Source organism: Novipirellula methanifontis, assembly GCF_052161655.1.
GTDB lineage: Bacteria > Planctomycetota > Planctomycetia > Pirellulales > Pirellulaceae > Novipirellula.
Window position 1 is genome coordinate 10,271,526 of record NZ_CP197418.1, and the last position, 15,527, is coordinate 10,287,052.

At 49.1% G+C, this 15,527-nt stretch carries 10 protein-coding genes; 5 read left to right on the plus strand and 5 right to left on the minus strand.

The features are described 5' to 3' along the window. The first annotated feature begins 2 nt into the window (after nt 1-2). From SH528x_RS36465 to SH528x_RS36485, 5 genes are all read left to right on the plus strand, one after another. A complete protein-coding gene (locus tag SH528x_RS36465) occupies nt 3-926 on the plus strand; it encodes a hypothetical protein (protein ID WP_442508324.1) in 924 nt (307 codons plus the stop codon). Further along, nucleotides 923-2,194 carry a DNA methyltransferase gene (locus tag SH528x_RS36470; RefSeq protein ID WP_442508325.1) on the plus strand — a complete coding sequence of 424 codons (1,272 nt, stop codon included), beginning with the start codon at nt 923-925 and terminating at the stop codon, nt 2,192-2,194. The genes SH528x_RS36465 and SH528x_RS36470 overlap by 4 nt, the downstream gene beginning before the upstream one ends. Nucleotides 2,195-2,808: 614 nt before the next feature. Continuing rightward, a complete protein-coding gene (locus SH528x_RS36475; RefSeq protein WP_442508326.1) occupies nt 2,809-4,011 on the plus strand; it encodes a hypothetical protein in 1,203 nt (400 codons plus the stop codon). Then, entirely contained in the window at nt 4,004-4,372 is a 369-nt protein-coding gene (locus tag SH528x_RS36480; RefSeq protein WP_442508327.1) for a hypothetical protein, read from the plus strand. Before SH528x_RS36475 ends, SH528x_RS36480 begins: the two co-directional genes overlap by 8 nt. Nucleotides 4,373-4,410: 38 nt before the next feature. Continuing rightward, the gene (locus SH528x_RS36485) at nt 4,411-4,704 is read left to right on the plus strand and encodes an HNH endonuclease (RefSeq protein ID WP_442508328.1); all 294 of its coding nucleotides are present in this window, start codon (nt 4,411-4,413) and stop codon (nt 4,702-4,704) included. A 5-nt stretch (nt 4,705-4,709) separates the two neighbouring features. On the opposite strand, the gene SH528x_RS36490 is transcribed toward SH528x_RS36485, so the two are convergent. Genes SH528x_RS36490 through SH528x_RS36510 form a run of 5 tightly spaced genes read right to left on the minus strand, consistent with a single transcriptional unit; the run spans nt 4,710 to nt 15,524 of the window. Next, a complete protein-coding gene (locus tag SH528x_RS36490) occupies nt 4,710-5,690 on the minus strand; it encodes a hypothetical protein (protein WP_442508329.1) in 981 nt (326 codons plus the stop codon). A 12-nt stretch (nt 5,691-5,702) separates the two neighbouring features. Continuing rightward, a complete protein-coding gene (locus SH528x_RS36495) occupies nt 5,703-6,653 on the minus strand; it encodes a hypothetical protein (protein ID WP_442508330.1) in 951 nt (316 codons plus the stop codon). 2 nt (nt 6,654-6,655) lie between these two features. Next, a complete protein-coding gene (locus SH528x_RS36500) occupies nt 6,656-9,823 on the minus strand; it encodes a DEAD/DEAH box helicase family protein (protein WP_442508331.1) in 3,168 nt (1,055 codons plus the stop codon). A gap of 15 nt (nt 9,824-9,838) precedes the next feature. Next, nucleotides 9,839-12,463, minus strand: a complete 2,625-nt coding sequence (locus tag SH528x_RS36505; RefSeq protein WP_442508332.1) for a TrlF family AAA-like ATPase — start codon at nt 12,461-12,463, stop codon at nt 9,839-9,841. A gap of 1 nt (nt 12,464) precedes the next feature. Further along, nucleotides 12,465-15,524, minus strand: coding sequence for a site-specific DNA-methyltransferase (locus SH528x_RS36510; RefSeq protein WP_442508333.1), 3,060 nt, complete (start codon nt 15,522-15,524; stop codon nt 12,465-12,467). Between the last annotated feature and the right edge of the window lie 3 nt (nt 15,525-15,527).

The following is a 15,527-nucleotide window of genomic DNA, read 5'->3' on the forward strand; positions in this document are numbered from 1 at the left end:
CAATGAAAGCGGTCAATTATTACGACGAGTTGATGCTTCAACTCAAGGTCGTCAAAGATCGAGTTCGGGGTGTCATCAAGGGCACGTGCAACGGCCTTTATCTTCATGGTAGTCCGGGAACTAGCAAAACCCATACAGTTTGCTCAACGCTTGACGAGCTGGCGGTGAAATACACGTACAGTAGCGGGCATTTGACGCCAATCGGTTTATTCCAGTTGCTCGCAGACAACCATGATCGGGTGATCGTGCTCGATGATGTTTCATCTGTCTTCAATCAACCTATCGCACTCCAGCTTCTCTTAGCCGCGCTTGGGAACCGCCACGATTCGTCTGGCGTTCGACGAGTGCGACACACGACAGCAAAAAGTGATTCCGTTGTCGAATTCTCAGGTGGGATCATCTGTATCTCAAATCTGGCATTGAAGTCGCATGGTAACGAAGTGATCAAGGCACTGGGGGACCGTGTGTACATCATCAACTATGAACCTACCGAAGATCAGATCATTGCCATGATCGAGCATATTGCTTCCGAGGGCATCGATGGCGTTGCCCCAAGTGACGCAAGAAACGTGGCAACGTTTCTCATCAAAGAATGTAATCGTCGGAACACCAGACCGACAGTGCGAATGTTTGTTGATAAGGCGATCAAAGACTTCGAGCTATTTACAATGGGTGGATCGGAGCTTCACTGGCATGATTTGATCATCAGCAATCTTGAGCAACAACTGGTTGTCTTATCGCAGCCAACTACAGACTTGAGCACGGCTGAAAAGAAGGAGGCCGAAAAACGAATCGCTCTCGATATTTACGTCACAATCGACGCACCAACGGAACGAGTGTCCGCTTGGAAGGAGCGAACCGGAAAAAGCCAGCCATCCTTCTACCGACGAGTGGACCAATTGAAGAAGGAGGGGCGACTGTCATGAATGCTGATCCCTTCCAAATCTTTCCACGATCATCTGGCAAGGATCTCGACGACCTTCGAGCTTCGGTCGAAGCGGTTGGGCTGCGGAATCCGGTCGTTGTGGATGAAGCCGGAAATGTCATTGACGGCCACGGTCGTCGTGACATTTGCATCGATCTCAAGATTGATTGGCTAGTTGGAGCCGATGTTCGGATCGGCCTGTCAAAGCATGAAAAGCTGGCCCTCGCCATCGATCTCAACATGTGGCGAAGACCTATTCAACTGAATCAAAAGAAGCGAAATGAATTGATCGACATCTATCTGATCGCCAATCCACAACTCTCGGATATACAGGTCGCCGAACTTTTTGGTGTTAGCCAGCCGACAGTGAACCGAAGAAGGCGGTCACTTATGCAAATGAATAAGTTGGCGAAACGTGAATCGACTGTGGGCCGAGATGGAGTTGAACGTAAAGTCGGTGTTCGGAAGAAGAAGCCTGCTCGGACAATAGTAAAGAACCGCCGTGAATTTGAGAAACTGGTCCCCGATCTTGCCGAGGTTGGCGGGAGTTTGTCGGGTCTCATTCGGCATCCGAAGAGAATTCACACTACGGCTCACCGTCAGAGAAAAGAAAGGGAAGTCGAGGAGGTTGTTAAGTTGCCAACCAACACGGAACTGTATTGCTGTGATTTTCGAGACATGAACATCGAATCAGGCAGTGCCGATCTCGTATTAACGGATGTGGTCTGGTCACCAGATGCAAGCAAAGACTGGCTCGCACTATCAAAGCTCGCAAGCCGCTGGCTATCTCCCGAGGGGTTGTTCGTCACGATCATAGGTCAACGATCAATGTTCGAGTTCGTTGATCTTGTTAAGGGTTCACTCAAGGCATTAGCAGTCATCGCCATGGTACTTCCAGAAACCAGACGAAACTGGGCAACTCAACAGCTTGAGCAATGGCGACCTGCCTTGGTTATGAGCCGAATGGATCGACCGTTTGATTCCATTGGCTGCTCGGACGTGATCCCCGTTCCGCCATTCACCAAGGACTACCACGATTGGCAACAGTCGTTGGACGTGGCAGTTGAATTAGTAAGCAAGCTGTCCAGACCGGGAGGTCTTATTGTTGATCCTCAAGTCGGAACCGGAACTAATGCTGTAGCGGCGACTAGGGTTGGTGGAGGTCGAAGATTTGTCGGTTGCGACATTGACGAGCAGCAGATTGGCAGAGCACGTCACCGACTAGCAACAGAAGGCGTTTCACAGCCGAGTCAACAGGCTACTGCTTAAGTTCATCCAGAGACGGCATTTGCAACTCACTGTCTCGGTAGTGTCTCAGGCTTTTCCATCGTCGGGTCAGGGCTGAGCATGTGACAGATCACGATTCCGCAAGTGTCAGTAAGGATAGGACCGATTGTTGAGTTCATGGAGGCCGAAATTTCTGAAACTGTCGAAGACATCCCTCTCTCGACGGTAGAGAAGTTTCTTATTCAGTTCCTTCTTACATTACTTTCTATTCCTTGTAGTGCCAGATTCTGTAGCCAATTCACTGGCAAATGCGCTCCTGCGGAAAAAGATGACGCACCATGCTGGAAAATAATGTCAAATTTGTTTTCAAAAAATGCGAACGAGGACACTCCTATATGTCTGAGTCAACTTCAGATCATAAAGGAGAACAAATGGAAGAACTCAAGAAGGTAGAGCGATTCAAGTTATTAACGCCGAAAAAGGGAAGCACGTTTAACAATGACGTGATCACGGCACGGCAGGCAAACGGTGACCGAAGCACAGCCCATCTTTTGCATGAGCGATTGGTGTTTTCATTTCTGGCGTACAGATCACGTTATCAACTTCCAGCTTCTGTTCGGGAGATTTCGGAGCACACACGGCTCCACCACAAGAGCGTGACAAGTTCACTTGCTGGCTTGTCCGCCTCGGTTAATAAGGTGGGGAAAAAGTGGATTGCGAACCGTCCACCACAGAGTTGGTTTGCCACTCGAAGCCAAGATGTAACGCCTGACCAGTGGGCAGACGACTACGCCTACGTGACGTTTCTGGTTCCAAAGCGAGGAGCGACGATTCGCTATCCCGAAACGTCTCGACGGTTCGGAGTCAATCACGCTGCTGTGTATTCATTTCTTGTTAATCGAGGCAAAACACCGGGAGGCGTCGTCAGACGCTTCACCGTGTCGGGACAAGCAAAAATGTTGAGGATCAGCCGTCCCACCGTAAAGTCCGTGATTGACGATCTATTGTTCGCCGGATTCATTGGGGTTGCTGATCTTGGAAGTTCATTCGACATCACCTTGAAGCCATTAAGCGATGACCTGATCAGTTACTTCGAGCAGAAACCCGTCGCCCAAGAAGTTCATCCGACCGAAAAGAAACCACGGGATGCTGAACGCTATGAGTTGCAGGGAGATGGCTTCGATGATTGGAGGAAGTCATGCAAATGGTTGATGCCACAGTCATCCTGCGAAGAAGCGATAACCACTGCAAAACTGCTTGGAGATTGTCTGCTGGGGTTCCGGGATCAGATCAGAATGGCAAAGGAGCAGCACGAGAAGAACAAGCTGAAAGGCAACGTTGGGCGTGGCAACTTCGGCAAATACTTTGTCACTCGAATGAAGACTCGGCTTGAAGAGAAGCAACGGCAAGAGCGAGAGTTTCAGGCCGAGCAGAAAAGACAAGAATATTTTTCCAGCGAAGACTTCAGGAAGAAGCAAGCCGATCAAGAGGCTATCGCCGCCGCTGATCCTATCCATCAGGATCATGAGATATCGAAGAACAGCATCGCAGATCGAGTGCGGATGGCACCGGGGGCGTTTAATGAAGTCAAGGCACACGATCTAGTGTTCAAAATACTGCGACATTGCTCAAATCAGTTTCTGAGTTCCGATCTTCCGTTGGATGTTCAGAGGGAGCGTGGAGACCAGTTGTATCGTGGCGTCATGCGAACGGCTCTGTCTGGATTGAACGAGTTCTATCTCCAAGAGGATCGTGCAACTCCTGAGATGCTGAAGTCTCAAGTTGATGCGGCGTTTGTTGAAAAAGGCGTTCAACCTCTGTTTGCGAAGTCAGCGAGCAAGGAGGTGGCGAATGTCTAATAACATCACAATGACAGCCAGCTTCGACAGCATGACAATCCAAAAGAATGATCGCTCCGTCGATCTTTCGTTCGGGAAAGCAACGGATCTGTACTACCAAATCGGGGAAGCATTTTACGGAGTCCACGATCCATCCGAGGACTGGATATTTCCGAGACTACGAATTGCTGGCGAGATTATGACTCCCACGGAAATAGAGGGTTTCTTGCATCGGTTTTCTGAGGCACTCCTCGATTTCGAGGTTCACATGGCGGTGCTCGAAGAAGTTCATCGATACGACTGGGAAGGACAGGGATTGCTTGATGACGAGAAAGTCAAAGAAGTCAGAGTCAAAGTTGATTGGCTCAAAGAAGGATTCTGACGCAAGTCAATCTGATCGTGGTGGGGATAGATACTGTCATGTATCTTTCCCCATACACCACTTACAACTGGCTGGTCACCAAGCAGCGAATTTGGAAGCGAGACAACGGTCAATGCAGAATCTGTGGCCGTGGTGGGTCTGACGTTCACCACATTCGCTACGACAAAGGCTTTTACAATGACAACTATTTGACGCTGTTGTGTCGGCCATGTCACCGTTGCTTTTCAGGTGACGCACCAGATCATCTGCCCGACAATCATTCAGCTAAAAATAAACTCGCCAGAATTGCCGAACTCGCTCGTGTCGTAGGGAAAGACAGGTTCAGTAATTGATCGCTTCACGGCAACGATGACCGGGACAAGTCAATTGCCTCGTTAATGCCTTCGACGGATTCTCCGAGTCTTTGGGCAAAGTCCAACAGAATTTCTGGCGATTCCTTAAGGCTGGAGGTTAATTCCTTAGCTGCTTTTGTTGAGAACGAGTGCTCGATCAAAGCAGCAGCATCGACAACAGAGTTGACAAAGCGGGTCTCAATCTGCGTTCTCAGAAACTCAATCTGCGTAACCGAAACTTCAATTCGCTTCGGAGAACGGCGACTAGAAACCTGCGGAAGCCAGCACACATTGAGGTGTCGGATAGATTCAGGAATCTGGCTCTCTTCCAAGTCATGAACCACCGACTCAAGGAGTTCAAGAGCTTCGCCTATGTCGGTTCCACGCCCACCTTCACGGGCACGGTCTGACATCTCGTCGAGCCTTTCGCTAAGAGAGGTCGCTCCCACTGAAATGATTTCACTTACCAGCGAAAGGAGATCGGCGACCGTCAGTCGGAAATGTTCGGAACGTCGGGTTTCATATTCTGATTGTGTGGGTAACCGTTTAGCAATTCTGAATTTCTGTGAGTTGCCTTTACCACTGGTCAGCTTGAGACTTGCCCCAAGCACATCAGCGAAGTGTTCGTCAAATAACTTCTTCAACTCCGTCCCTGCCACTGTTCTTCCAATTGGATACTTCTCAGCGAGAGCAGAAGCTTCTTGTGCTTGTGCTTCCCGTCGCAGTCGGCGCTCTTTCGCTTTTTCGAGGTTGCGAAGTCCGTACCAAGAGTCAGCCAACACTTTCCCTTCCCAATGGGCTTCAACGTGATTCTTAGCTATCTGATACTCATCTTTCGGAACTTGTGTTCGATTGCCTCGACGCTTCCATTCCATTGAAACTTTAGAATGAGTGGATTTAGGAAACTCCATGAGAAAGCCCGCTATAAATTGTTCTCTCTTCTTCTGTTTTTCCATGTTTTCTGGAGCTTGCATTTTCTTCCCCATGAGATGTCGTCCTTATGAATCCAAGTCGGTGGTTGTGTTTGCTTCAATTAGAGCCGCACTTGCCACATAGCGCTGCCCCATGGTGAAGGCAGTGCCTTTTCCCGACTTGGACCGTTTGTCGTTGGGGATCGGCTTGGACAGCTTCAATGTGTCCGTTGAGTCTGGTGCCGACAATATAAACACTTTGAATCTTCGGCCTTCTTCTCTTCGGTCTTCGTCCAACAGGCGATTGACCAACACACCAAGCGATCCTTCATGTGCGTCTCGTTCCATGACCACATCATCATGTGTCTCCATGATCATTGGCACCAGCGGATAGATATTTTGTTTCGAGTAGAAACCAATGCGGCTGACTTGCTGAAACGACCGTTTCGGTTGGCAGACATAAGCATGGATCTCGTTGTATTCATCCCATGCACTTCGAGCGGCGACGACCACTACGTCATTGGGGTTGGCAAGTAAGCCTTCCGCTTCAAGCATCACTTGCAACTCACGAAGCAGGAACGCTTCTCGTTCTGAAACGACTTCCTTTGGATCTTCAAGAAGTTCGTTGATTGCTTGATCAAGCAATGCAAATGATGTCCACACAACTCGATCATCATCAATGTCTTCCAATATCGTGGGGCGAACATCATCAGGCGTCAGTACCAGCAATAAGGCTGTGGATTCGGTTGCCTCATTGAGTCGTTTCAGATGACGCCTGATCTGTGGAAGGTTTACACCATTTCGTTCAGTTTTGGTTTCGAGCAAAAGACAAACGCTGCTCTGTATGATCGCATCAGGAACTCCATCACCGCCTTTTGATGGCTGGTTCTCGAACCGAACCAACTCGAATTCAGATTGTTCCAACAATGCACCAAGAAGGCGTTGAATGCGATCAAGTGACAGTGATCGAATCACCGCAAGGAATGATGCGGTTACACGGTTCTCACCCTGTGAGTATGTGGAGAAGATGTTTGCCATGACTACACTTCAACCGCCACTTGCTCATCGCTGGTTGCCGTTTCCAGCAATCGCTTGATGTAGATGTCGTTGTCTTCCTTCTGGAAGTACACGTGACGTTCTGTGAGTTGTGGTTTGGTTAGACCACCATCCCACCACTTCACTTCTTGGTATGGCGTGTTCGAGATGATGAACGAGTTCAAAATGACATTTGGATCGCCGAGTCTCGTCTGAAGTTCCTTGATGGTCTTGTAGAACAGGATCTTCGGATCGTCAGATGGTAGATTTCTGATTCCTTTGGGATCGACGAAGGTGACGTACTGACCGTCTTTGTCCAGAACCCAAACGATGAAGTCAGGATAGAAGTTTCCGGCCTCGAAGAAGCCGATGCCTCGACCACGACTCATGTTTCGCAACAGGTAAAGTTCTCTGTCGCCAAGGAAGTCCGGGTTGTTGTCACAGAACTTCTTCAGATCCAGAACGAAGTCACGTTCACCATCATTGAGTGAAACCGGGCTGACACTCAGCAAGTTGCTCTTGAAGTGCAGCAGCGGTTGATACAGATGCTTCCCAAACCACATGGCCTGAAGTTGACGGAATTCCCAGCCACTGAATGAACCATCGCTGATGTTGTCTCGGAGTGCCTCCAGTTCGGTGATGATGGCGTCCTGCGACTCTTCTACCATCAAGCGGTACTGTTCAACGAAATTCGGATCGTCTTCCTTCAGCGTGTGGTATTCGAGATGGTCGGCTTCCCATTCCTGTTTGCGGAATTTGTAGTAACGATCAACGTACTTTCTCAGCAGTGCGACAGCGATCTCTTCCCAGCGACGAACACGGTCAAAACGGTTTAATTCCATCTCTTCCTTGGGAACCAACAAACGATACCAATCTTTGCGACGAAGAAGCTCAAGAATGCATTCTCTTGGCAGATTAAGGTTGTACCATGATCGCTCATTCTTGAAGTGTTGTAACTGAAACCAGATGGCGTCAATGTCCATGAAGGCAAGATGACGTTCTTCCAGTTTGCACTCATCCTTTTGAGCGACATCTTCTGTCCTGACGACACCGACACTTTGCTGTGACTGGATCTTCGGATACCAGTTCACAGTGATTGGGTTCTTTAGCAACCGTTCAGGCACATCACCCAATGTTGGCTTCGATCCCTGCCGTTTGTAATCGACACCATCTTTCAAACGAATGCTGGTCAGCTTCTTTCCGTTGAGGTTCTTGACGACCGGAAGAATGAACTCGATTCGATCTTCGTTGGACGGCAGACCTTCATCTTCAAGGTATTCCTTGAATTGCCGCATGTAGTGAGCTTGAATGCCGAACACGTTCAGTGTTTCGAGGAACCCGATGTACTGAGGGCTCTTCACATTCAAAGCACTACTTCGCTTCAGTGTCATCTGATGGCCCTTGAGCCTGACGCCACGACCGAACAACTGAATGATCTCCGAACCTTCGGACTTACCGATGTTCATCAGCCCCATCGTGCTGACTCGCCAGCTATTCCAGCCTTCCGTGAATTTCTTGGAACCGATCAACACGTTCACGGTCGAATCGGGGTCGTTAATGACCTCAAACAGAGACCCAGAGAATTCTTTGTCGGTCACCACAAGTTCACTGAAGTCTTCACAAAACTTACATAGCTTCGGAGCATCACCAACATTGATCAAACCGAACGGCTCATTGTCACCGAAGCGAAGAGCGATCTCGCCGTCAGTCCCTTTGAGATGCTCCACATGCAGCTTCGCAGTTGACGATGAATTGAACACGACCTTCATGATGTCGTCGAAGACTTCCGAACCACTGGCCCCCAGCGTGCTGAGATAAGCGAAGGCCGTGGCAAAGATCTCGTTCCCACGTGTATCCAGCAATCCCGGCTTACCGCTGATCAGTCGATCCAGCAGCTTGATCGTCTCGCTCTTGTTGGACACGAACTCCGACAGAAACAGCAGAATGTCAACAACGTCAGACACCTTCCGTTTCTTCTCAGTTCTCACCGCATTGACACTGCCACCAACAAACACCCACAGCGGGTTTTCCAGCAAGAAGGGACGAAACTCATTGGTGTGGTCACCGTACAGCTTCCTCTGCTGGTAGAAGGCAACGAGACACGCCGTCAGATACAGGATTCGTTTTTCTTCATCTGAATCGTCAGCCAAGTTCAGGATGCGATAGTCTTTGCCGAAACCGTCTTTGTAAAAATATTTGTACGAGTAGTCGAACAGGATGCACTTTGAGTAGCCTTGAGCCAACGACTTGTTGCTACTGGCTTTCATCGCCTGTCCAAATGTAGCGGAATACTCGAACGAGAATCCTGTCTCGCACAGTTTGTTTCGGGCCTTCAGCCACGCACCGATCTCTTTACCGCTGGCACCACGGTGACCTTCATCAACCAGCACAAGATTGTTGCCTTCAAAGGCATCGACGGCGACGGTTTTCTCGCCCATTTTCTCACGAAGTTTATGGACATCGATAATTTCGATGTCATGTCCGGCGAATAGCCCAACAGCATCCTTGTCGAACAGAGCAGCATCTAAACCAGCACGATGAAACTCTTCGAGATGTTGCTTGGACAATCCCTCATTAGGAGTCAGCAAGATCACTCGGTTTAGTTCCTTGGTTCGTCCGTGGAGTTCAAGGTAATTCTGATACTGAAGAATGTTGACGTGCATCAGCAGCGTCTTGCCGCTGCCGGTGGCATTCCAGAATGCGAGCTTGTTTAGGTCATCAGGCTCGAAGTCTGGGATCTGCTCTTTCTTCGACTTACCTTCGTTGAACTTCTTCACGTGAACGTTGAGGTCAGCCAGCAGTTTGTCTGGATCACGGAAGAATCGGTCAAGATAAATTTCGGTGAACAGCAATGACAGATACTGGAAATACTTCCATTGAAGTTGTTCTGATCGCCGCTCACTGAGTCGCAAAGTGTGTTTGACGATGTTCTGGTCATAACCGAGGAGCGTGTCACCGGGGAACTCTTCAAACTGCCACAGCAGCTTCATTGTCTCATGAAAGCGATGAACGTTATTTTCGTCTAGACCTTCCCGGTTCAGCGGCCTGAGTTCTTCGGCCAGTTTCTCAAAGCTGCCGACATCGAACAACGACAGCATCCACTGATTCAGAACGAGTGTTTCGTCGAACCGAAGCGGTGCCTCTTTCTTTTTGGATGATTTCTTTTTTGCCATGAGTTGCTATCCGTCTTACGACGTTCGATCCTTCCATACCTGATAGATGTCTCGTCTGCGTTGAAACGCTTCGCTGCCACCTTCCATGATTGTGACAATCGAATTCTGCTGATCGGGGCAGTCAATGCTCCCGAGTGATGATTCAATCTTGTCGTCACACTTGAAGGAGATGATTTGCTCTGAGTCACCCAGCACCGGGATGTTGGGGTTGTGGGTGGCGAAGATGAATTGAGTTTCGGGTTTCAACTTGCGTATGAGCTTGATGACATCCTCGTAGATCGTTTGGTTGTCCAAGTCATCTTCTGGTTGGTCGATGATTACGACATCGCTGTCACGTTGACTCAGCACAAACAAGATCAGTGCGGATGCTCGCTGCCCGAGTGAGTGACTCTTCAGCTTCTTGCCGTGGTACTTGATTACGAAACTGTTGGGCACTTGGAAGGTCAGGATGGTGGCAAGGTTATCGCCGAACCATTCCTCAAAAATGGCCGCTGATCCTCCCACGGTTTTCTTCGCCAACTCGAAGTCTCGATAGATAGCGGCACCGTCTGCAAATTTGTCTACAAGCAACTGCAATGTTGCTTCCCGAAGATTGCTGCCTTTGAAAGTGTCCTTCAGGAAACGAACGAAAGCCTTTTTGTCTTCACGGTATCCAACTTCAATCGTCAAGGCTGTGTCGGCCTCATTGATGGTTTCGAGCCTCTGCGTAATTAGCTTGAACTCTTCATGGCACCGGTCGTTTAGCGCAACAAGCCTTTTGAGCAACTCCGTTTCCAGTTCCGCACGCTGTTCTTTTTCTTTGCCTACCGACTTCAGGTCATCCTCGGCCTTCCCAATAGCTTGCTTTAGCTTGAGGATGTCGCCCGGTTCAATCGCAGTTGCTCCCTTCTCCTTCAATTCTTCTGAGAGTTCTCGGGCAACTTCTGCGAACTCCTCCTTCAACGCATCCTTTTTCTTGTCAAATTCCGTTGCCTTTGCTTTTAGCTCAGTAGATGTGGTCCTCGTTGTCTTGGCGATGCTCTGGATCTGGTTGAACCCATCGACGATGCGACCATAGATTTCAAGAAAGTCCTTGAAGAACTCTTCGTTGCGTTCCGACGTGTACTTTCCATGTTCGTCAAATTCCGACTCGTACTCAGCAATCAAATCGTCCACCGATTGCAGATAACGCTCGACGAATAGAGTTGCTTTCTTGGCGAAGCCTGCATCTTTGTCGAAGTCCACCTGTTTCTTCAGCTTTGCCTCAACACCATGCTCCTTGAATACCTTCAATCGATGCTCGGCATTTTGCTTTTGTGCAATAAACTCCTGCTCTCTGTCTGCGATGTTTGAAAGCTTGCTTAGACGGCGGACACCCTCAGTGACCCCTTCTTGGCCTTCAGTGATTTTCCGACGCACGTCTTCGAGGCTCTCGCCCACTAACTTCTCAACCAGATCGTTCTCGAATCCCGGATCTTTACTCGACAAGTCTTTCTGGCCGAAGTAAATCGGCTTGTGGAGAATCGTCTCTCGAATACTGATTCCGGGTTGAATCTCTCCGTCGATGTAAACATCGGGTTGCTGGTCAATGATGCGACGGACTTCGTATTCGGTGCCATGTCGATCAGTGGCGAACAGGGTGACTTTCCCACCACTTCCCAATGCATGTTTCACAGAACCGGACTTGTAGCCATCCTTGTCAGCGTTCTCGGGTAGTTCGACACCCAAAGCGTATCGAACGGACTCAATGACCGAAGACTTTCCGCTTCCACGGATACCGATTAGAGTGTTGAGTTCAGGGGAAAAATGGATTGTCGTTCCATTAAGACGGCTACCATCGAATACGACCTTCTTGATTCGTGAGTGCTTGGCCTCCGCCACCGTTTTAGCAACACGATGCTTTGAATCGAGCAGTGCGAACTTCACAGCCTCAAATGTAAACGCACCGATCTTCAGGTAAGACGCTTTACCCTTGCCGATATCTTCGATGCACTTGCAGTCGCAACCCTCCACCTCTGCGGGGTAAAAGTCGTTCATTTGTGATTGCACAGTTGTTCGTTTGTCACGAGTGCGAACCTTCTGGAATGCAGCACACCTCTCTCGGAATGGTTGATGCTTTGCGAGTTCACCAAGTCGCCCACCTGCTAACTCCTTCCATAGACCACTACCTGCTTCAACATGTGCGAAAACCAGAAAGTAGTCCTTCTTGAATTCATTGAGTTCCCGAATCGTGTCATTCAGATCGTGCTTGGATCGGCCATTTTCATTTTCAAAATTGGCGATTCCAGCAAACGTGACATCAAGGAAATTCTGGATGTAATTTTTGTTCTCAGGGTTAGTTATCCATTCCTGCGAAAACACAACCAATGTGTGGATGCCATTAGCCCCATCCTTGACTGAAAGCTCTACACCGGGAAGTAAGAGGATTTCCTCTTTCCGAGCAGCTTTTGCCAATGACTTGAATTCTTCACGGTCAAACTTGTTGTGATTGGTGATGACGGCGACACGAGTCCCAGCTTTCTTCAGGGCAGCTACATACTCCGATGCAAAGTATCGTTCTTCACCGTCATACTTGAACTCTTTGTCGGCCTTGGTGTGCATGTGGAAGTCAGCACGCACCCACGTTGTTCCGTTCGCAAAGACTTTTGGCTGGTCACTCATGTCAAACGTCCTCCACGTCGAACATGAGGCGTTGGAATTCTTCTTCGATCAGTCGGACTTTCCACGTTTGGTCGGGGCGACGGAGGTTTTCGATGTTGCTGTCGCCGTTGACGTAGAAGATGTCGTACACCTGCTCTTTGGTGTTGTAGTCCTGTTTGGCAAACCACTTATCGAGAGCGTCATTGTCGGTCTCGTCGAGGTTCCGCCAGAGAATGAGCACTCGGTCGCCTTCGGGGTTCGTGCCTTCCACGACACGCACACCTCGGATCACATCAATGTGTTTGACGGTCAAGCCAAGCAACCAATTGAAGGTTTCCACTAGATCGATGTTCACAAGTTGGGTTTCGCCGTCTTTCTCGACTTTCAGCTTGTACTCGTCAGGGTTGCGAAAATCATCAACGTTCAGCAATGACTGACTTCCACGGCTTTCCACATCAAGCATGTACGAAAGCGTGTATTGCTCGCTAAGGTCATCATCATCCTTGAGCAACGTTGCCTGTTGATCGGTGCGTTTAAGTTTAAGGTTGTTGAGAGCATCTTCGTACGATTCCAAGCGAATGTATTTGAAGCCGTGACTAATGCCGTTGCGATTCCGGGGGACGCCTTCACGCCAGTCCTTGGAATAAACAACCTTTTGCATTCGAGGCTTGAGCACTGAATCAAAGTAATCGCCGACCTCGACAAGAACGTATCGCCGGTCGCCTCCGTCCTCTCGGTTCATCTCGATCACCGCATGTCCGGTCGTTCCAGAACCAGCGAAGAAATCGAGTACCGTATCCTTCTCACGAGTGGAGGCACGGACTAGCGAACGAATTAACGATAATGGCTTTGGGTATGCAAAAGGTTTGCTTCCGAATAGGCGATCAACAACACGGCTTCCTTCGGAATTCATGCCTGATTGAAGGATCTCGACTAGGTAGTCATTCTCCTCCTCTTCGATTTCTCTGTCATTCACTCCAGCCGTTTCTATCCAACTCGAACACGGCTTGGCTTTCATATTTTCGGGGTCGAAGTAGGTTTTGTACCGTGGTCGCTGTTGGTTTCCTTCGACTTCATCAGGCCAGATGATCAGATCATCCTCAATCACCTTCTCCATTGTCTCAGGATAGAATCTCCAAACACGGCTTGGATTTGGCTGGAACACCTTGCCTGTTCTCGGATTTGTAATTGGGTAAAACTGATTCGGGCGCTGCTCGCTGGTCATCCCGACCGTCAAGTTGTCGCTTGCGTAACGCCGTCCCGATTTCTCGTCGATTAGAGGGTAGTTTGCTTCAGATCGCTTGAGCCCATGAAGAGAAGTGCAAATGGCACTCTTGCCAAATGCCAACACATATTCGTGGTCGAGCGATAACGGGTGACTGCTCATGGCCGATGCACTTCGCCTCTTCCAAACGAAACTCCCAAGGTAGTTTTCAGTTCCGAAAACCCCGGCAAGAACGTGCCACAGGTGGCGATACTCGGTGTCATCGATGTTTGTGAATACGGCAGCGTCCTGCCGCAACAAGGGAGCGCACCGAGCGAACCGATCAGTCATCATGGAAATCCAAGACGAATGCTGGTACTGGTCTTTGTAAGCAAAGCCGTCTTCCCCCGTGTTGTAAGGTGGGTCAACGCAAACAGCTTGCACTCGATCCCTCAAAGCGTTTTGCACAAGCGATAGTGCTGCGAAGTTATCACCACTTACCAGTAATCCGGGAAACTGTTCGTCAAGGTCTTCAAGCCCGGCAAGCAGACGAGACTTAAAGTCGGAGCCAAAGAACTTGGTGTCCAATACCAGATGATGATGATGACGAAGGAATTCTGGCGTTAGAGGTTGCGAGTATCCCGGACAATTCAAATCCTGCTCAAGCTTGTCAATCGCAAATAGGCGAACCCATTCGTTCGCTTGCGATTCATTTATTGCGATCTCGTCAAGCAGTGATTCTGGAACACGGTCGAGCGTGATGCAGTAATTGGTCTCGATAACAAACTTCTTCTTGAGCCAGAGCTTCTTCTGGAATGACTCCAGTTGCTCAAGAAACGCAATGATCTTTTTTGCGATTCGACGGATCACCTTAATTTTGCTCAGATACTGCTCAACCCTTGCACTGGATTGCTGGTCGTCGATGTCGTCGAGATGCATCACTTCGCTCTTGATGAAAAAATCAAGTTCACGTTGAAGGAACGCACCTAAGTCTTTGTGAATGAAATAGTCAAACGTATTGCGTGAGGTGTACTGCCTTAGATGCTTTTCAAATGTAGTTCTGTCTTTGTTTTTCTCGGTCGGTTCAAGAGCCGTTAGGTGCTTAGCCCAATCTGTCGCCTTGAACGCATCGCTACCCAGTGCCTCAACGACTTGCTTGATCGACTGTGCATTCAGGGCATCTTGCTTTTGCTTTCCGTCGTCTGGGCGATACTCGAAACGAATGAAAAGCTCTCCATCTTGTTCAATGATGGGATTTTTCTCGCAAAGCTGAAATCTGCGTTCTTTGCCCTCGGCAGGCTTTTTGTTGTCTTGCTCCGTCGATCCTGAAACAAGATGAACACGCACTCGTTTCCCGGATGCGATCTTAAAGGTGTAGTCTCGGAGATACTCACTGCTCTTGATGTAATATTGGTCGTGGTTCGCCCAATGCAATTTGACCTCTTCGCCTTCATAGGGAATGGCATAAACACCTTCCTTGTATCGTCGTTGCGAAAGAAAATCTCCCTCGTCGTAGTAACGACGAAAGAAGCTGTAGAGGTAGGAGAAAACTTCATTCTCCAACGCTGCCACATCCACAGCCGAATCGTCATACTTCTCACGTAGCTCTTTGACTTTGGAAGTTGATTCCGGGTCAACACCAAGCCCTTTGGCTTGCTCGATGGCTGTATCGAGTTCTTTCTGAATCTCGGCTTTGTCGGCAGACTTATATTGACTGAACGCTTCCTGCACTTGTGGCAGCAGTTTCTTGTCGAGAAATTCGACGATCTCATCACGCTTCTGATTCATGATCCGGTAGATACCGAAATCAAGATCGGCCTGATCCAACTGGAACAGTTCCTCAAGAAGTCGTCTTAGTTTTTCAAAGTTGGTCGCCACTGG